Origin of the sequence: Marinobacter sp. CHS3-4, from assembly GCF_030053415.1 — a bacterium.
Lineage (GTDB): Bacteria > Pseudomonadota > Gammaproteobacteria > Pseudomonadales > Oleiphilaceae > Marinobacter.
The window spans coordinates 144,365-162,772 of sequence record NZ_JASGBJ010000004.1; the positions used below are offsets into that span (position 1 = coordinate 144,365).

The following is an 18,408-nucleotide window of genomic DNA, read 5'->3' on the forward strand; positions in this document are numbered from 1 at the left end:
TAATGAGCGGAAGTTATGTCGTTGCCCAAACGCGTTGTTCTGGTCGGTCCAATGGGGGCTGGCAAAAGTACGATCGGCCGAATGCTTGCTAAAGAGCTGGGTTATCACTTTCTGGATTCGGATCGAATTATCGAAGAACGTTGTGGCGCGAATATTCCCTGGATTTTCGATGTGGAAGGTGAAGACGGATTCAGGCAGCGAGAGACCGCAATGCTCCGTGAGCTTTCAACTCAGCCCCGGACGGTTCTGGCTACCGGAGGGGGCGCCGTTATGCGCGAAGAGAATCATTCGCACCTGAAAAAGGACGCGTTGGTTGTCTATCTAAAGACATCGATTGAACAGCAGGTCGAGCGCACCCGAAAAGACCGCAATAGACCACTGTTGCAGAATGATGACCCGGAAGCGGTGTTAAGAAGGCTATTCGCGATCAGAGATCCACTGTACACCGGGTTGGCGGATGTTGTTATGTTTACGGACCGTAAAAGCCCGCGTCTGGTCGTTCGTCAGCTGGTTAATCGAATGAATCCAAAGTCTGCCAGGCACAAGCGTCAGGCTGGAAAAGAAGGCAGGAAACATGCTTGAACCCACCAAAGAGCTGAATGTCGATCTCGGGGATCGCAGCTACCCGATTATCATTGGCCAGTCATTGTTGGGGCAGGCGGATCTGACACCTTGGGTTGCCGGGTCTCAGGTTATGATCGTCACGAATGAAACCGTCGCGCCTCTTTACCTGGAGTCAGCGAAAGCCTGCTTTCCCGGTAAACAGGTGGATACGGTAATCCTACCAGATGGTGAACAATACAAGGATTGGCAGACCCTCAATCGAATCTTCGATGCATTGCTTGAAAATCGCCATTCCCGAAAGACAACGTTGGTAGCGCTCGGTGGCGGGGTCGTAGGTGATATGACCGGATTCGCTGCTGCCAGCTATCAACGGGGCGTGGCCTTTATCCAAATGCCGACGACGCTGTTATCCCAGGTGGATTCTTCGGTGGGTGGAAAAACGGGCATCAATCATCCCCTTGGTAAAAATATGATCGGGGCGTTCCATCAGCCTGAAGTCGTCCTTATCGACACAGAAAGCCTGAAATCCTTGCCGCCCAGAGAGGTGTCTGCTGGCCTTGCAGAGGTGATCAAATATGGTCTGATTCGTGAGCAAGGTTTTATTGATTGGCTTGAGGACAATATGGCCGAGTTGCTGGATCTTGATCAGGCTGCTCTGGCGGAAGCCATCTTTCGATCCTGCGAGTGTAAAGCTGACGTTGTCGCCCAGGATGAACGCGAAGGTGGGCTGCGTGCCATCCTGAATCTGGGTCATACCTTTGGGCACGCCATTGAGAACTATGCGGGATACGGCAAAGTACTCCATGGCGAAGCTGTTGGTACCGGAATGATGATGGCTGCAGATCTGTCGGCGAGACAGGGATGGATCTCGAGCGAAGACAAGCAGCGGGCACTGAGATTGATTTCCAGCGCCAGGCTGCCTGCTCGGGCGCCTGTTGGCATGACGCCTGATGATTTTCTTCGGTTGATGGCGGTCGACAAGAAAAATGTCGATGGTCGCCTCAGGCTCGTGGTTTTGAATGATCTGGGTACTGCTGTTGTCACTGATGAAGCAGATCCGGGTCTATTGAGTGACACCTTGAAGGCATATTGTCAGAACTGAGTTTTTCGTAGCGCCATGAGCAGGGAAAGGGAGCAGTGCCAGCGATGACCGAGTATGACGCTCAGTTGAACAGTTTTGGTGGCGAAAATCTTGCCGCTGAACTGGCAGATCGGTATGGCCTCAAGGCCGATCCTCTTGCCATGGATATGCCGTTCTTCCCGGATGCGTCCCGACACCATGCTTTGGAAACTCTTCGGCACTTATGCGGGTTCGGGGATCTTGCGCTTGTGCTGACCGGTGCTTTCGGTGCCGGAAAAACCCGATTGCTTGCAGAGCTGGTTCGTAGTGAGGCGTCAAGACTGGATTTCCACCGACTCCCTGCCGACGCCCTGAGAAATCCACAGGCTTTAGCCAATGTCTTGATAGGGCTTGCCTACCGGGGGCTGGAGTCTTCTGATGGCGCGCGAGACGCGGTTTACGGATTCTTTCGATGGTCCGAAACCAGAGCGAGGAAAGGGCGTCGGATGGTTCTGTTGCTGGACGATGCGGATCAAGTTCCTGCGGACGTTCTACGTTTGCTGCTGGGTGCGTATCAGGCGGCTGATCGCGCATCTGCCGCCGCTGTTGTTTTTAGCGGTACCGATGAGCTGATCGGCTTGCTCGGTCTGGAGGGTGACAGTACCGGAGTCTATCAAATTCATCTTCGTCCACTCTCCGCTGACGAAATTGTGGCCTATCTGGAGCCGCGCATTCATAAGGCTGGGGGTAATGTAAAATCATTGCTCGGGCCGCAAAGGCGGTCGGCTCTGCATCGCTTGAGTCAGGGCAGCTTCTCGGAGCTGAAACGAGTTGCGCCTGCCGTCTGGTTGGATCGAGCGCCAATGGAAGAGTCTCGGTCTTCACGATTTCGCTGGGTGGTCAGCGCACGTTGGCCAGCACTTGCGCTTGTCTTGCTGGGTGGCTCCTGGTGGCTGGTGTCACAACAATACGACGCGTCTGTCGAGCGCGAGCAGGCCGAGGTCAAGCCTGAGCCTGAGCGTAAAAGCGTTTCTATTGGCCCGGAGTCGCCGGAAATGCCTCTGCCTGAGGAGACGGTTTCCGTTGAAGCCCAACCCGAATTGACCTCCAACAAACTGGCATCTGACCCTGTTCCAGAGCCAGAGCCAGAGCCAGAGCCAGAGCCAGAGCCAGAGCCAGAGCCAGAGCCAGAGCCAGAGCCAGAGCCAGAGCCAGAGCCAGAGCCAGAGCCAGAGCCAGAGCCAGAGCCAGAGCCAGAGCAGCCTTCTTTTTCTCCGATGAAACCGGCAGCATTTATGCCCTTGGACGACGTACGGGGCTGGAACGCCTGGACAATCCAGGTGATTGCCGGCAACCAAGAGCAAACAGTGATCAATGTGATTGAACAGCACGAAACCGTGCTTAGTATCCGGTATACTGTCACCGAACGTCAGGGAAATGACTGGTATGTCGGCTTTTTTGGGAACTTCGCGACAAAGGCTGAGGCCCGAGACGCGTTAGACCAACTACCACGCGCACTGAAGCGCCAGTCGCCGTGGGTCAGAAAACTCAGTGGATTTTAGGGATAGCTGATCATTCTTATTCTGATTTTCTGATTTAAAAACAACAGGTTTCATCCCTCTTGCCCTCACGCCGATATCGTTGAGGGCCCTCGTAACGGGCGGTCAGGCTCCCTACTATTAAACCGCTTTGGTTTGAGTACGTATTTGTACGCGTGTAAAATAGCCAGCCCTCATTTTCAGTGTCAAAGAGTGCGTAAGAATTTTGGTTATTGTAACTCTTTGATTGAAAAGCATTTCTACGCGAGAGAACGCTTATGATGACAGGTTTGTATCATCCCGATGAATTCAGGGACAACTGTGGTTTCGGCCTGATAGCCCACATGAAGGGCGAGGCCAGCCACAAGCTGTTGCAAACTGCCATCGAGTCATTGACCTGCATGACCCACCGAGGTGGTATCGCTGCAGATGGAAAGACCGGTGATGGTTGTGGCCTTCTGATTCAAAGTCCGGACGCATTCCTGCGTAAGGCAGCCAAAGACGCTTTCGGCAAAGCGCCTGAAGGTCTGTTTGCGGTTGGTCAGGTTTTTCTGAACCCTGACGAATCCAAAGCGGCGGCTGGTCGTGCGGCCATTGAAAAACGACTGACTGAACAGGGTCTGGAAGTGATGGGCTGGCGCAAGGTGCCAACCGACGAAAGCTGTTTGGGGCCAATGGCACTGGACTGTCTGCCTTGGATCGAGCAAGTGTTTGTTGTGCCATCCGGCCAGACTGAGCAGGAATTCGCCATTGCATTATTTGTGGGCCGTCGCCACGCCGAGCGCGACATGATCGATGATTCTGAATTCTATATTTGCAGCCTGTCTCATCGTACGTTGGCCTACAAAGGCCTGATGATGCCTGCGGATCTCGCTAATTTTTACAAGGATCTGGGCGATCCTGATCTGCAAACCGCTATCTGTGTGTTCCACCAGCGATTTTCCACCAACACCATGCCGAAGTGGCCTCTGGCTCAGCCGTTCCGCTATCTGGCCCATAACGGTGAGATCAATACGGTGGATGGTAACCGCAATTGGGCGATTGCTCGAGCGGCAAAATTTAGCTCGTCGTCATTGCCTGACCTCCAGACACTTCAGCCTCTGGTCAATCTGACGGGGTCAGATTCCTCAAGCATGGACAACATGCTGGAAGTCCTGCTGGCGGGCGGTGTCGATCTGTTCCGCGCCGTCAGGATGATGATTCCGCCAGCCTGGCAGAACGTCGATACCATGGACTCCGAGCTGCGAGCGTTCTACGAATACAACTCTATGCATATGGAGCCCTGGGATGGGCCTGCGGGTCTGGTGCTGTCAGATGGGCGTTACGCAGTGTGTATGCTTGACCGAAACGGTTTGCGTCCTGCGCGCTGGGTAATCACCAAGGATGACTTTATTACTCTGGCGTCCGAAATCGGTACCTACGATTACAAGCCCGAAGACGTGGTGGCCAAGGGCCGCGTCGGACCCGGCCAGATGCTGGCCATTGATACCGAATCCGGCGAAGTGCTCCATACCAAAGACGTGGACCAGCGTCTGAAGGCTGCCCAGCCTTACAAGCAATGGCTGCGCGATAACTCTCTGCGCGTTGAGGCAACCCTCAATCAGGAGACGCCGGACTTCAAACTGATGAGTTCTGAAGATCTTCAGATCCATCAGAAGATGTTCAATGTGTCCTACGAAGAGCGGGACCAGGTGCTGCGTCCGCTGGCTGAAAATGGCCAGGAAGCGGTTGGCTCCATGGGCGATGACACCCCTATGGCAGTCTTGTCCAGTCGTGTGCGTCATGTGGCCGACTACTTCCGCCAGAAATTTGCTCAGGTCACCAACCCGGCAATCGACCCGCTGCGTGAATCGATTGTGATGTCGCTTGAAACCTGTATCGGTGCCGAGCGTAACGTGTTTGAGGAAACTCCCGAACACGCAAACCGGATCATTCTCACCACGCCAGTGCTGTCGCCGGCGAAGTTCCTGAGAATTGCGAACAACGATCGGCCGGGCTTTGAAGTGGCGCGAATACCAATGGGTTATCGCCCGGAAGTCGGCCTGGAAAAAGCCATTCAACAGGTTTGTGAGAATGCCGAGCAGGCTGTGCGGGATGGCAAGGTCATTCTGATCCTCACGGATAAAGACCTTACAGAAGGCGAATTGCCTGTGAGCTCCATGATGGCGACCGGTGCGGTGCATCACCATCTCGTTCGTAAAGGCTTGCGCTGCGACTCCAACATTGTTGTGGAAACCGGCTGGGCCCGTGACCCCCATCACTTTGCGGTCTTGTTCGGTTTCGGTGCGACGGCCGTTTATCCTTATCTGGCCTTCCAGGTGCTGAATGACCTGATTCGCACCGGCGAAGTCATGATGGATCCGATTGATGCCAAGAATAACTATCGCAAGGGGATCAACAAGGGTCTGTTGAAGATTCTCTCCAAGATGGGCATTTCCACCATTACTTCTTACCGTGGTGCTCAACTGTTTGAAGCCGTCGGCCTGGCAGACGAAGTGGTAGACCTTTGCTTCAAGGGCGTGCCGAATCGAATCCAGGGAGCCGGTTTCTACGATTTTCAGCAGGATCAGGAGGCGCTGGCGAAAGTCGCCTGGAAACCTCGCAAGCCGATCTCTCAAGGTGGCTTGCTGAAATACGTGCACGGTCAGGAATACCATGCCTTCAACCCGGATGTGGTCGGCAAGCTTCAGGAAGCCGTGACCAGCGGAGACTACGGTCAGTACATGGAGTATGCAGGGCTGGTCAATGAGCGGCCCGTGTCCACGCTTCGTGACCTGCTGGTATTTCGTAAGGATCTGAAGTCAATTGACATTTCTGAGGTCGAGCCGGTTGAGAACATTTTCCCGCGCTTCGACTCGGCTGCTATGTCCCTTGGTGCCCTTTCGCCCGAGGCCCATGAGGCGCTGGCGGTCGCCATGAATACATTGGGTGGTCGTTCCAACTCGGGTGAAGGTGGTGAAGATCCCGCCCGCTACGGCACCAACAAGCGCTCCAAGATCAAGCAGGTGGCCTCCGGCCGCTTCGGTGTGACCGCCGAATACCTGCGCAGTGCAGACGTCATGCAGATCAAGGTTGCCCAGGGTGCCAAGCCCGGGGAAGGTGGCCAGCTGCCGGGTGGCAAGGTGAATGATCTGATCGCCCGCCTGCGATATTCCGTACCGGGGGTGACGCTGATTTCACCGCCCCCACATCACGATATTTATTCGATTGAAGATCTGGCTCAGCTGATTTTTGATCTGAAACAGGTAAACCCGACGGCGCTGGTTTCTGTGAAACTGGTTTCCGAGCCTGGGGTAGGCACCATTGCCGCTGGTGTCGCCAAGGCCTATGCCGATCTGATCACCGTATCCGGCTACGATGGCGGCACTGCTGCAAGTCCGTTGACCTCCATCCGTTACGCCGGTTCGCCGTGGGAGTTGGGTTTGAGTGAAACCCAGCAGGCGCTTCGTGCCAACGATCTGCGGGGCAAGATTCGCCTGCAGACGGACGGTGGTATTAAAACGGGACTGGACGTGGTCAAAGGCGCCATTCTGGGTGCTGAGAGCTTCGGCTTTGGCACCACGCCGATGGTGGCTCTGGGCTGCAAGTATCTGCGGATCTGTCACCTGAACAACTGCGCAACCGGCGTGGCGACCCAGAACGAGCACCTGCGGGAAGAGCACTTTAAAGGCACCGTGGAGATGGCCATGAATTTCTTCCGGTTTGTCGCCGAGGAGACTCGTGGCTGGTTGGCCCAGCTGGGTGTTCGCAGTCTGGAGGAGCTCGTGGGTCGTGTGGATCTTCTGGAACGGTTGCCGGGTGACACTCCCCGTCAGCAAAAGCTGGATCTCAGCCGTCTGCTGTCAAACGACCACATTCCGGCCGACAAGCCAAATACCTGTCAGGTTGAACGCAACCATCCGTTTGATCCAGGCAACCTGGCTGAGACCATGGTGAAGGACACAGCGGAGGCGATTGCTTCGAAGCAAGGTGGCGAATTCAGCTATCGTGTGACCAACTGCGATCGTTCCATTGGTGCACGCCTGTCTGGCGAGATAGCCGAGCAGCACGGCAATCAGGGTATGGTAGGCACGCCGATCACACTAAATCTGACTGGTACGGCCGGCCAGAGCTTTGGTGTCTGGAACGTCGGTGGCCTTAACCTGGTCCTCGATGGTGATGCCAACGACTACGTCGGGAAAGGCATGACCGGCGGCAAGCTGGTGGTGCGTCCGCCGTCGGGTAGTGAGTTCAAGTCTCAGGAAACGTCCATTGTCGGTAACACATGCCTGTACGGTGCGACTGGCGGCAAATTGTTCGCAGCTGGTACGGCCGGTGAGCGCTTTGGCGTGCGTAATTCTGGCGCCCATGCGGTTATCGAAGGGGTGGGTGACCACTGCTGTGAGTATATGACAGGTGGTTTGATTACCGTTCTGGGCGCTACCGGGCACAACTTTGGTGCCGGTATGACAGGCGGTTTCGCCTATGTTCTGGACGTGAATAATACCTTTGTGGACAAATACAACCACGAACTGGTGGAGATCCAGCGAATTTCCAGCGAAGAGATGGAGTCCTATCGGAACCATCTTCGCGGCGTGATTCGCGAGCACATCTCTGAAACCTCCAGTCAGTGGGCAGAGCATATTTTGAACAATTTCGACGATTACATCGGCCGGTTCTGGTTGGTGAAGCCCAAGGCCGCCAACTTGCGCAGCCTGCTGGCCAGCACTCGGGCACGCCCCGAGTAATAGCCCGGAGAACAGGGAGTGGGCGTTGCACGGGAGGCAGCGCCCTCGTCGAAATTGAGTTTGATGAGAGCGTCTTACATGAAAGAACGACTGAGTAACGACTTCCAGTTTGTTGAAGTCGGGCGGATCGACCCGAAAAAAGTACCGGCGAAGAAGCGCAAGAAAGAGTTTGGTGAAATCTACCACCCGTTCACGCAGGATCACGCCGCATCTCAGGCGCATCGCTGCCTTGAGTGCGGTAACCCTTACTGTGAATGGAAGTGTCCTGTTCACAATTACATTCCGAACTGGCTGAAGCTGGTATCGGAAGGCAACATCATGAAGGCAGTGGAGCTGTGTCATCACACTAATTCGCTGCCGGAAGTCTGTGGTCGTGTTTGTCCGCAGGATCGTCTTTGTGAAGGCGCGTGTACGCTGAATGACGGCTACGGTGCTGTAACCATTGGTTCGGTGGAAAAGTACATCACTGACACCGCCTTTGCGCTCGGCTGGAAGCCAGACATGTCTGCGGTCAAGTGGACTGACAAGAAAGTCGCGGTGATTGGTGCCGGTCCTGCCGGCCTTGGTTGCGCAGATGTGTTGGTTCGCAATGGTGTGAAGCCGGTGGTTTTCGACATCTATCCCGAAATCGGTGGCTTGCTGACCTTCGGTATTCCGGAATTCAAGCTGGAAAAGTCGGTCATGACCCGTCGTCGCAAGATATTCGAAGAGATGGGCATGGAATTCCGCCTGTCGACGGAAGTCGGCAAGGACGTCGCAATGGCGGACCTGCTTGAGGAGTATGATGCCGTATTCATGGGTATGGGCACTTACACCTACATGAAAGGTGGCTTTCCCGGGGAAGACTTGCCGGGCGTTTACGATGCGCTTCCGTTCCTGGTGTCCAATGTCAATCGCCGTCTCGGGTTTGAGAAAGACGCCGACGAATTTATCGACATGAAAGGCAAGCGAGTTGTTGTGCTCGGTGGTGGCGACACCGCCATGGACTGCAACCGCACGTCCATTCGCCAGCAGGCGGCCAGTGTGACCTGCGCCTATCGTCGTGATGAGGGCAACATGCCTGGCTCGCGCCGGGAAGTGGCAAACGCCAAGGAAGAAGGCGTCAAGTTCATGTTTAACCGACAGCCAATCGCCGTGATCGGCGAGGACAAGGTCGAGGGCGTGAAAGTTGTGCGCACCCAACTTGGCGAGCCGGATGAAAATGGCCGTCAGCGTCCGGAAGTTGTTCCGGGCAGTGAAGAAGTGATACCTGCCGACGCCGTGCTGGTTGCCTTTGGTTTCCGTCCAAGCCCGGCTGACTGGTTTGATGAGCAGAAAGTGTCGACCGACGAATCTGGCCGCGTTGCAGCACCAGAGGAAGTGGAATTCCCATTCCAGACCAGCAACCCGAAAATCTTTGCCGGTGGTGACATGGTGCGAGGTTCTGACCTCGTCGTGACCGCTATCTGGGAAGGTCGACAGGCTGCCGAAGGCATCATGGATTATCTCGACGTATGACAGAACTGAAGAACGATCGTCTTCTTCGCGCGCTGGCTCGCCAGCCCGTGGACCGTACACCGGTATGGATGATGCGCCAGGCTGGGCGTTATCTGCCTGAATATCGCGCAACGCGCGCCAAAGCCGGAGATTTCCTGAGCCTTTGCAAGAACACACCACTGGCATGTGAGGTGACGCTGCAACCGCTGGAACGATATCCATTGGACGCTGCGATCCTCTTTTCGGACATACTGACCATACCGGATGCACTGGGTCTTGGTTTGTATTTCGAAACCGGCGAAGGTCCAAAATTCCGTAATACCGTTCGTTCTGCTGCCGATGTGGACGCTTTGCCCACTTTGAAAGCCGACGTGGATCTTGATTACGTAATGAATGCCGTATCAACGATTCGAGGCGCATTGAATGGCTCTGTACCGCTGATTGGCTTTTCCGGCAGCCCCTGGACGTTGGCGACCTACATGATCGAGGGTGGCTCTTCAAAGGACTTCCGTGAGGCCAAGAAACTCATGTATGGCCAGCCAGAGGCGATGCATCGGTTACTCGACCACCTGGCGGATTCGGTGATCGATTACCTGAATAGCCAGATCCGGGCTGGCGCCCAGGCGGTTCAGATTTTTGATACCTGGGGTGGTGTACTGACGGGATGGGCCTACGAAGAATTTTCTCTGCGATACATGAAAAAGATCGTAGCGGGTCTGATTCGTGAAAGTGACGGTCGACACGTGCCAGCGATCCTGTTCACCAAGAACGGAGGTCAATGGCTGGAATCCATCGCGGAATCCGGTGCAGATGCGGTAGGCCTGGACTGGACAACCGATATCGGCCACGCCCGTCAGCGAGTTGGCGACAAAGTAGCCCTGCAAGGCAATATGGATCCGGCCATGCTGTTTGCGCCACCAGAGCGGATTCGCGAAGAAGTCGCGGATATACTGGCACGCTACGGTACCGGCTCAGGGCATATCTTCAATCTGGGCCACGGTATTACGCCTGATGTGGATCCTGAGCATGCTGGTGCGTTCATCCGGGCCGTCACCGAGTTGAGCCCGGCATACCACCGCGAAGACTGAGTTACTGCTAGAAACATTGGCCTGTCGGGTCTATAGTCCTAACAGGTCAATGACATCAGTCAGGAGCAGTCTATTGCCAGCTAAAGCACCTGAAAAACGTCGCTTCCACCGCATCTCGTTTGACGCTCAATGCGAGCTTCACTGCCTGGATTCGGTGTGGTCGACAGAAGTTCTGGACATCTCGCTCAAGGGCGTGCTGGTCAAACGGCCGGATTCCTGGAATGTCCCTCTGAACCATCCCTGCGAGGTCGTTGTGATGCTGGATGACCAGGAAACAGGCATTGTGATGGCGGTGGAGCTGCGCCACATTGAAGAGCACCGTCTGGGCTTCAAGTGTCAGTACATTGATCTGGAGAGCGCAACTCATCTCAAGCGGCTGGTGGAGTTAAACCTGGGTGACCAGGCGGTTCTGGATCGGGAATTTTCCCACCTGATCGAATAGCTGACCGTTCAGACGTTTCCTTTCTACAGATCTTCCAGCGCGCTCAAGGCATCGCTCAGCTTGGTCACTGGAACCACCTTCATTCCATCAATCGCTTTACGTGGCACATTCGCTTTGGGCACCAGTGCTCGGGTGAAGCCGTGTTTCGACGCTTCGTAGATGCGTTCCTGACCGCTGGGGACCGGGCGAATTTCCCCGGAAAGCCCGACTTCCCCGAATATGACAAGATCCTGGGGCAGGGCGCGATCCCGAAATGAGGACACGATTGCTGCCAGCAACGCCAGGTCCGCGCTGGTCTCGTTGACCTTTACCCCACCAACGACATTCACGAATACGTCCTGATCGGCCACGTGCATGCCACCATGACGGTGCAGTACCGCCAACAGCATGGCCAATCGATTCTGGTCCAGCCCTACAGCCACCCGCCGCGGATACCCGCCCTGAGCCATATCTACCAGGGCTTGAATCTCGACCAGCATTGGGCGAGTGCCCTCCCAGACCACCATGACGACGCTGCCGGGCGCGGCCTCCTCCCCCCGGTTCAGGAAAATAGCGCTGGGATTTTTCACTTCCTTGAGCCCTTGCTCAAGCATGGCGAATACGCCCAGCTCGTTGACCGCGCCAAAGCGGTTCTTGATGCCTCGCAGTGTGCGGTACCGACTGTCACTGGAGCCTTCGAGAAGAATGGAACAATCAATCATGTGTTCCAACACTTTCGGGCCAGCCAGGCTGCCATCTTTGGTGACATGGCCAACCAGGAAGAGAATGGTCCCGGTCTGTTTTGCAAACCGAGTGAGGTAGGCGGCGCTCTCCCTTACCTGGGAGACGCTGCCGGGGGCGGACTCGCTCTCTGCCACATGCATCACCTGAATACTATCGACGACCAGAATCTTTGGTCGTTCCGCTTCCGCAACCTGCATGACCCGTTCGACGCTCGTCTCGGACAGCATTTTCAGGTCTTTGGTGGGCAGACCCAGGCGCTTTGCGCGCATGGCGACCTGTTGCAGGGATTCTTCGCCGGTGACGTAAAGGGCGGGTGTGCTGGCCGCCAGGTGACAAACCGCTTGCAGTAGCAGAGTGCTCTTGCCAGCGCCTGGGTGCCCACCCATCAAGACAGCGGAACCTTCCACAAGGCCACCACCGAGAACCCGGTCAAACTCGGCCATGCCGGAGCTGATGCGAGGTTTTTCGGCCAGGCTGACATCATCCAGACTCTGGACTTCCGACAGGCTGCCGGCAAAACCTTCAAAACGTTGCCCGCGCTGGCCTCTGGCGCTGCTGCCACCGACCCCGCGGACCTCGTTGATGGTATTCCAGGCCTGGCAGGCGGTGCACTGGCCCTGCCACTTGGAATAGTCGGCACCGCATTCGGTGCAGACAAAGGCCGTTTTGGCTTTTGCCATCAGGCCAGCTTCTTGTACTTCATGCGCTGGGGTACCATCGCGGAGTCCCCTTTACGCTTCTTGTGGTCTTCGTCGTATTCACTGAAGTTGCCCTCGAAGTAAACCACTTCGCCGTCGTCCTCAAACGCCAGGATATGGGTCGCCACGCGGTCGAGGAACCAGCGGTCGTGCGAGATCACCAGGGCAGATCCGGGGAAGTTCAGCAATGCTTCTTCCAGCGCTCGCAAGGTTTCAACGTCCAGATCGTTGGTTGGTTCGTCCAACAGCAGAACGTTGCCGCCTTCCTTGAGCAGTTTTGCCAGGTGCAGACGGTTACGCTCACCGCCGGAGAGGTCACCGACGCGCTTCTGCTGATCTGTTCCCTTGAAGTTGAAGCGGCCCACATAGGCGCGCGAGGGTGTCTCGTAGTTGCCTATTTTAATGATGTCATTGCCGTCACTGAGCTCTTCCCAAACCGTGTTGTCGCCATTCAGGTCGCGCATCTGGTCCACATAGGCAAGCTTTACGGTCTCACCCACGACGATGCTGCCGGAATCGGGTTTGTCGTACCCGGCAATCATGCGGAACAACGTTGATTTACCGGCACCGTTACCGCCGATAATGCCCACAATGGCGCCCGGTGGCACGCTGAACGAGACATCTTCGTACAATAGGCGGTCGTCAAAGGATTTGCTGATGCCGTCCACCTCGATGACCTTGTCGCCCAGGCGAGGACCGGGCGGAATGTATAGTTCGTTGGTTTCGTTGCGCTTCTGGAATTCCTGAGAGCTCATTTCCTCGAAGCGGGCCAGTCGGGCCTTGCTCTTGGACTGACGCCCCTTGGCGTTACTGCGAACCCACTCCAGCTCGTGCTTGATGGTCTTCTGGCGAGAAGCCTCCTGCTTTGCCTCAACTTCAAGGCGCTTTTCCTTGTTTTCCAGCCACTGGCTGTAGTTGCCCTCGAACGGGATGCCCTGGCCGCGGTCCAGTTCCAGAATCCAGCCAGCAACGTTGTCCAGGAAGTAACGGTCGTGGGTAATGGCTACCACGGTGCCCGAGTAGTCGTGCAGAAAACGCTCCAGCCAGGCCACAGATTCAGCATCCAGGTGGTTCGTTGGCTCGTCCAGCAGTAGCATGTCCGGGCCGGACAGCAGTAGGCGACAGAGTGCGACACGGCGACGCTCGCCGCCGGACAGGTTTTTCACCATGGCATCCCACGGTGGGAGGCGCAGCGCGTCCGCCGCGACTTCCATCTTGCGCTCGATATCATGGCCGTCGGTGGCCTGGATCAAAGCTTCCAGCTCGCCCTGGCGCTTGGCCAGTGCGTCGAAGTCGGCATCCGGTTCCGCGTAATCTGCGTACACCTGATCCAGTTCCGCCAAAGCCTCATGAACGCTGGCGACTGCCTCATCAACGATTTCCTTGACGGTTTTGGAGTCGTCCAGCTCGGGCTCCTGGGGAAGGTAACCGACATTGATGCCGGGCTGCGGCCGGGCCTCGCCAATGTAATCTTCGTCAATGCCCGCCATAATGCGCAGAAGGGTGGACTTACCTGCGCCATTGAGGCCGAGAACACCGATTTTGGCGCCTGGGAAGAAACTCAGGGAAATATCTTTGAGAATTTCGCGTTTTGGCGGGACAACCTTGCCAACGCGGTTCATGGTGTAAACGTACTGGGCCATAAAGGCGGCTTCCTCTGGTCTGAATTCGCGTTTGAATTTTAGTCTGGAGCTGGGGCCACTAAGGGAATCATTGAATAACTGAGTACCGTAGCGAAACCGCCTGGCTATGGCAATCGGCGTCTTGATGTCAGGGTTGCTTCAAATAGCCGATGTGTCGGTATCTACGGAACGCCTAAACAATGTCCAAAGGATGATTTTGCACCCGTTTGTAAGCTAGAATAGGCGCCCATTTTTCAGGGCAGCTAAGCACATAGAGGCAGCGCATCCATGTTTAATCGTGATATGAAAATCGCCGGCTACGACGACGAACTCTGGAACGCCATGCAGGCGGAAACCGAGCGGCAGGAAGCTCACATTGAGTTGATCGCTTCGGAAAACTACACCAGCCCACGGGTAATGGAAGCGCAGGGCAGCGTGCTGACCAACAAGTACGCTGAGGGTTACCCTGGCAAGCGCTATTACGGTGGCTGTGAGTTTGTTGATATTGCCGAAGATCTGGCCATCAATCGTGCCAAGGAGCTGTTTGGCGCGGCCTACGCCAACGTGCAGCCGCACTCTGGTTCGCAGGCGAACTCAGCCGTCTTCATGGCATTGCTCAAGCCGGGCGATACCGTTCTGGGCATGAGCCTGGCCCACGGCGGTCACCTCACTCACGGTGCCAGTGTTAACTTCTCTGGCAAGATCTACAACGCCGTTCAGTACGGTATCGACAACGACACCGGCCTGATCGACTACGACGACGTTGAGCGTCTTGCGCTGGAACACAAGCCAAAGATGATCATTGCCGGTTTCTCTGCCTACTCTCAGGCGCTGGACTTTGCCCGTTTCCGTGAGATTGCGGACAAAGTGGATGCTTACCTGTTTGTCGATATGGCTCACGTTGCCGGTCTGGTTGCCGCTGGCGTTTATCCTGACCCTGTGCCGCATGCCCATGTGGTTGCTACGACCACCCACAAGACGCTGCGCGGTCCTCGTGGTGGTCTGATCCTGGCCTGCGACGATGCCGATCTTCAGAAAAAGCTGAACTCTGCGGTATTCCCGGGCGGTCAGGGTGGCCCCTTGATGCACGTGATCGCGGCTAAAGCGGTTTGCTTCAAGGAAGCCATGAGCGATGAATTCAAGGCTTATCAGCAGCAGGTCATCAAGAACGCAAAAGCAATGGCCGACGTCTTCATTTCCAGAGGTTATGACGTCATTTCCGGCGGCACCGAGAACCATTTGTTCCTGGTCAGTCTGATCAAGCAGGACATTACCGGAAAAGACGCAGATGCGGCTCTGGGTAAGGCGCACATCACTGTTAACAAGAATGCGGTGCCGAACGATCCGCGTTCTCCGTTTGTGACGTCTGGCCTTCGCATCGGTACGCCAGCGGTCACTACTCGTGGCTTTGGCGAATCCGAGTGTCGCGATCTGGCGGGCTGGATGTGTGATGTTCTCGATAACCTTGAAGACGAAGGCGTTAACAACCGTGTGCGAGAGCAGGTAGAAGCCCTGTGCAAGCGTTTTCCGGTGTATGCCGGTTAATCAGGCCTGAGCCAGCCATCGTGAAAGGGGCAATCCTTTCACGATGGTCTTTCGGAGTTCCGACTTATGCATTGTCCTTTCTGTGGTGAAGCGGATACCAAGGTGATTGATTCTCGGCTGGTGGCTGAGGGCGATCAGGTGCGTCGTCGCAGGGAGTGTCTGTCCTGTCGGGAGCGGTTTACCACCTTCGAATCCGCCGAACTGGTGATGCCAAGAGTCGTTAAGCAAGACGGGACTCGCCAGCCCTTTGACGAGGAGAAACTCCGGTCGGGTTTGATGAAGGCGCTGGAAAAGCGCCCGGTAAGCATTGAAGAAATCGAAGCGTCGCTGAATCGTATCAAGTTTCGTCTCCGGGCTACGGGCGAGCGCGAAATCAAATCGATGCACCTCGGCGAAGAAGTCATGACCGAACTTCGCCAGCTCGATAAGGTTGCCTACGTTCGCTTTGCTTCCGTGTATCGGAGCTTTCAGGACATTAACGAGTTCAAGGAAGAAATTGAGCGACTGTCTGCAAATTCAGGCGAAGACCCCGTGGATGTCGCCAAAGTGTTGGCCGACACACCGCCAACCAAGGGCAATGCATGACAGATCGCCAGGACACGGCTTTTATGGCCCGCGCCGTGCAGCTTGCGTGGCGCGGGCGGTATTCCACGCACCCGAATCCCAGGGTGGGGTGCGTGATTGCCAAAGGCGACAGGATTCTTGGCGAAGGTTGGCATGAGCGAGCCGGTGAAGCCCACGCAGAAATTCAGGCGCTGAGTAAGGCGGGCCCGGATGCCCGCGGTGCAACGGCTTACGTCACTCTTGAGCCATGCAGCCATTTTGGCCGAACGCCGCCTTGCGCCAAGGCACTGGTTGAGGCCGGCGTGGCGCAGGTGCACGCCGCTACCGAAGATCCCAATCCGTCGGTATCCGGCAGAGGCCTGGATATGCTGCGAGATGCAGGCGTTCATGTGACCACTGGATTGTTAGCAGACGAAGCCATGCGCCTCAATCCTGGCTTTATGAAGCGAATGAACACCGGGCGGCCGTTTGTACGATTGAAAATGGCCGCAAGCCTGGATGGCAGAACGGCTATGGCCTCTGGCGAAAGCCAGTGGATAACGGGAGCTCAGGCCCGGCAGGATGTCCAGCGCCTCAGGGCCATTAGTGACGCCATTCTGACGGGGGTCGGCACTGTGCTGGCGGACGACCCCTCATTGACGGTTCGTAGGGATGAGCTGGGAGATATCGGCGATGCCACAGAGCCTTCCCGTCAGCCACTGCGAGTTATTGCAGACAGGGATGCCAGGACACCAGCCTCCGCCAAAATTTTGCGCGGCGGCAATGTGCAGGTTTACTGCGCATCACCGACCCTGAGTACGTCGCCGGCTCAGGATCTGGCCGCACTGGGCATCAGTCTCGGTGGTGTGGCCTGGAGGGAAAACGGCATAGATCTGCGGGAGCTATTGGATTCCCTTGGCGAACTGGGCATCAATGAATTGCTGGTAGAGGCGGGCCCCACGCTTGCGGGCACCTTTATCGACGAAGGACTGGTCGACGAACTCTGGTTGTATCAAGCGCCGGTGTTCCTGGGGAGTACGGGCAGGCCAACGGCGCATCTGCCATTGGAATCCATGGCCGATAAAGTGCAATGGAAGGTGCTTGATCGTCGTCAGATCGGAGTGGATCAACGGCTGATCCTCGCGCCTGCTTAACTGGCACAAATTCATGGCCCGCTGATGTCCTATGATTGGGCGGCGGACCAATAAGGTACTGACACAGTATGGCACTGAACAGCATTGAAGAGATCATAGAGGACATTCGTCAGGGCAAAATGGTGATTCTGATGGATGACGAAGATCGTGAGAACGAAGGCGATCTGGTCATGGCGGCAGAATACTGCACGCCTGAAGCCATCAATTTCATGGCACGATTCGGCCGTGGGTTGATCTGCATGCCGATGACACGTGAGCGGTGTGAACAGCTGGGCTTGCCTTTGATGGTGCAGCGCAATGCCTCCGGGTTCGGTACCAAGTTTACGCTGTCCATCGAGGCCACTGAAGGTGTGACCACGGGCATTTCTGCCGCCGACCGTGCTCGTACCGTGCAGGCCGCTGTTGCCCGGGATGCGAAAGCGTCCGACCTGGTGCAGCCGGGACACATTTTCCCGCTGATGTCCGATCCGGGCGGCGTTCTCAGTCGGGCAGGACACACAGAAGCGTCCTGCGATCTGGCGGCGCTGGCAGGCTCTGAACCCGCCGGTGTGATCTGTGAAATCATGAACGATGATGGCTCCATGGCCCGGCGCGAAGATCTGGAGCGTTTCGCCGAAGAGCATGGCTTGAAGATTGGCACCATCGCCGACCTGATCCACTACCGCACCATGAATGAAAGAACCATTGAGTGCGTTGAACAGAATGATCTGGATACTGAATACGGTGTGTTCAATCTTCGCACCTACCGAGACACGGTACAGGGTTCTACCCATCTGGCCATGGTGATGGGTGACGTAAAGGCCGAAGAGCCGACCCTGGTGCGAGTGCACATTACGGATACGCTCAGAGATCTTCTGGGCGCACGACGGGCTGATTCTCGCAGCTGGCCGCTGCATCACGCGCTGGAGAAAGTCGCGTCTGAGGGCAAGGGCGTGGTGGTGCTTCTCAACAGTGCCGAAGACAGCTATAACCTGGAAGATCGTATCCAGGAATTTTTCGAGAAGAACAGTGGTTCCGCTGCGAAAGGCAGTTCCGGTGTCTACTTCACGGTAGGAACAGGCTCGCAGATCCTGCGTGATCTGGGCGTTGGTAAAATGCGCCTGCTGAGCCCACCGATCAAGTTTTCCGCGATTTCCGGCTTTGATCTGGAAGTGGTGGAGTACGTGCCTTACAGCCCACAATGAAATAACCATGTGGCGCCTGATAGACCAGTGGCGCCGCACTGAAG

General features: G+C 56.1%; 14 protein-coding genes and 1 pseudogene. 12 read left to right on the forward strand and 3 right to left on the reverse strand.

The window, feature by feature from the left end; all coding sequences use genetic code 11:
* Positions 1-15: 15 nt before the first annotated feature.
* The 3 genes and pseudogenes from aroK to QLQ17_RS17195 all read left to right on the forward strand — a co-directional run.
* A complete protein-coding gene (gene aroK / locus QLQ17_RS16025; protein WP_283210618.1) occupies positions 16-582 on the forward strand; it encodes a shikimate kinase AroK in 567 nt (188 codons plus the stop codon).
* Complete coding sequence (gene aroB / locus QLQ17_RS16030) at positions 575-1,666, forward strand: 3-dehydroquinate synthase (RefSeq protein ID WP_283210619.1); 1,092 nt, start codon at positions 575-577, stop codon at positions 1,664-1,666. The genes aroK and aroB overlap by 8 nt, the downstream gene beginning before the upstream one ends.
* 146 nt (positions 1,667-1,812) lie before the next feature.
* Positions 1,813-2,253 (forward strand): annotated as a pseudogene (locus QLQ17_RS17195) (AAA family ATPase); the annotation flags it as partial.
* Between the two features lie 173 nt (positions 2,254-2,426).
* On the opposite strand, the gene QLQ17_RS17200 reads toward QLQ17_RS17195, so the two are convergent.
* Positions 2,427-2,999 carry a hypothetical protein gene (locus QLQ17_RS17200; protein ID WP_502867396.1) on the reverse strand — a complete coding sequence of 191 codons (573 nt, stop codon included), beginning with the start codon at positions 2,997-2,999 and terminating at the stop codon, positions 2,427-2,429.
* On the opposite strand from QLQ17_RS17200, the gene QLQ17_RS17205 reads away from it, so the two are divergent.
* The 5 genes from QLQ17_RS17205 to QLQ17_RS16055 all read left to right on the forward strand — a co-directional run bounded on the left by QLQ17_RS17205 (position 2,920) and on the right by QLQ17_RS16055 (position 10,895).
* On the forward strand, positions 2,920-3,186 hold the full coding sequence (locus QLQ17_RS17205) for an SPOR domain-containing protein (protein ID WP_502867397.1): 267 nt from the start codon (positions 2,920-2,922) through the stop codon (positions 3,184-3,186). The two genes, QLQ17_RS17200 and QLQ17_RS17205, sit on opposite strands and share 80 nt — an antisense overlap.
* A 254-nt stretch (positions 3,187-3,440) precedes the next feature.
* Positions 3,441-7,889 (forward strand): glutamate synthase large subunit, encoded by a 4,449-nt coding sequence (gene gltB, locus QLQ17_RS16040; protein ID WP_283210621.1) that lies wholly within the window; start codon positions 3,441-3,443, stop codon positions 7,887-7,889.
* Positions 7,890-7,967: 78 nt separating this feature from the next.
* Positions 7,968-9,386 carry a glutamate synthase small subunit GltD family protein gene (locus QLQ17_RS16045; protein WP_283210622.1) on the forward strand — a complete coding sequence of 473 codons (1,419 nt, stop codon included), beginning with the start codon at positions 7,968-7,970 and terminating at the stop codon, positions 9,384-9,386.
* Positions 9,383-10,453 carry a uroporphyrinogen decarboxylase gene (gene hemE / locus QLQ17_RS16050; RefSeq protein ID WP_283210623.1) on the forward strand — a complete coding sequence of 357 codons (1,071 nt, stop codon included), beginning with the start codon at positions 9,383-9,385 and terminating at the stop codon, positions 10,451-10,453. Before QLQ17_RS16045 ends, hemE begins: the two co-directional genes overlap by 4 nt.
* A gap of 73 nt (positions 10,454-10,526) precedes the next feature.
* Positions 10,527-10,895 carry a PilZ domain-containing protein gene (locus tag QLQ17_RS16055; RefSeq protein WP_283210624.1) on the forward strand — a complete coding sequence of 123 codons (369 nt, stop codon included), beginning with the start codon at positions 10,527-10,529 and terminating at the stop codon, positions 10,893-10,895.
* Between the two features lie 23 nt (positions 10,896-10,918).
* Here the strand turns inward: QLQ17_RS16055 and radA are convergent, their stop codons facing one another.
* A complete protein-coding gene (radA, locus tag QLQ17_RS16060) occupies positions 10,919-12,298 on the reverse strand; it encodes a DNA repair protein RadA (RefSeq protein ID WP_283210625.1) in 1,380 nt (459 codons plus the stop codon).
* Positions 12,298-13,959: an energy-dependent translational throttle protein EttA gene (gene ettA, locus QLQ17_RS16065; RefSeq protein WP_283210626.1), complete on the reverse strand. Its 1,662-nt coding sequence runs from the start codon at positions 13,957-13,959 to the stop codon at positions 12,298-12,300. Before ettA ends, radA begins: the two co-directional genes overlap by 1 nt.
* A 267-nt stretch (positions 13,960-14,226) precedes the next feature.
* Between ettA and glyA the strand changes: the two genes are divergently transcribed.
* The 4 genes from glyA (at position 14,227) to ribBA (ending at position 18,364) form a co-directional block, all read left to right on the forward strand.
* Positions 14,227-15,483 (forward strand): serine hydroxymethyltransferase, encoded by a 1,257-nt coding sequence (gene glyA / locus QLQ17_RS16070; protein ID WP_283210627.1) that lies wholly within the window; start codon positions 14,227-14,229, stop codon positions 15,481-15,483.
* Between the two features lie 66 nt (positions 15,484-15,549).
* Positions 15,550-16,068, forward strand: coding sequence for a transcriptional regulator NrdR (nrdR, locus tag QLQ17_RS16075; protein WP_283210628.1), 519 nt, complete (start codon positions 15,550-15,552; stop codon positions 16,066-16,068).
* Positions 16,065-17,180 carry a bifunctional diaminohydroxyphosphoribosylaminopyrimidine deaminase/5-amino-6-(5-phosphoribosylamino)uracil reductase RibD gene (ribD, locus tag QLQ17_RS16080; protein ID WP_283210629.1) on the forward strand — a complete coding sequence of 372 codons (1,116 nt, stop codon included), beginning with the start codon at positions 16,065-16,067 and terminating at the stop codon, positions 17,178-17,180. The genes nrdR and ribD overlap by 4 nt, the downstream gene beginning before the upstream one ends.
* A 68-nt stretch (positions 17,181-17,248) precedes the next feature.
* Positions 17,249-18,364, forward strand: a complete 1,116-nt coding sequence (ribBA, locus tag QLQ17_RS16085; protein ID WP_283210630.1) for a bifunctional 3,4-dihydroxy-2-butanone-4-phosphate synthase/GTP cyclohydrolase II — start codon at positions 17,249-17,251, stop codon at positions 18,362-18,364.
* Positions 18,365-18,408 lie beyond the last annotated feature (44 nt).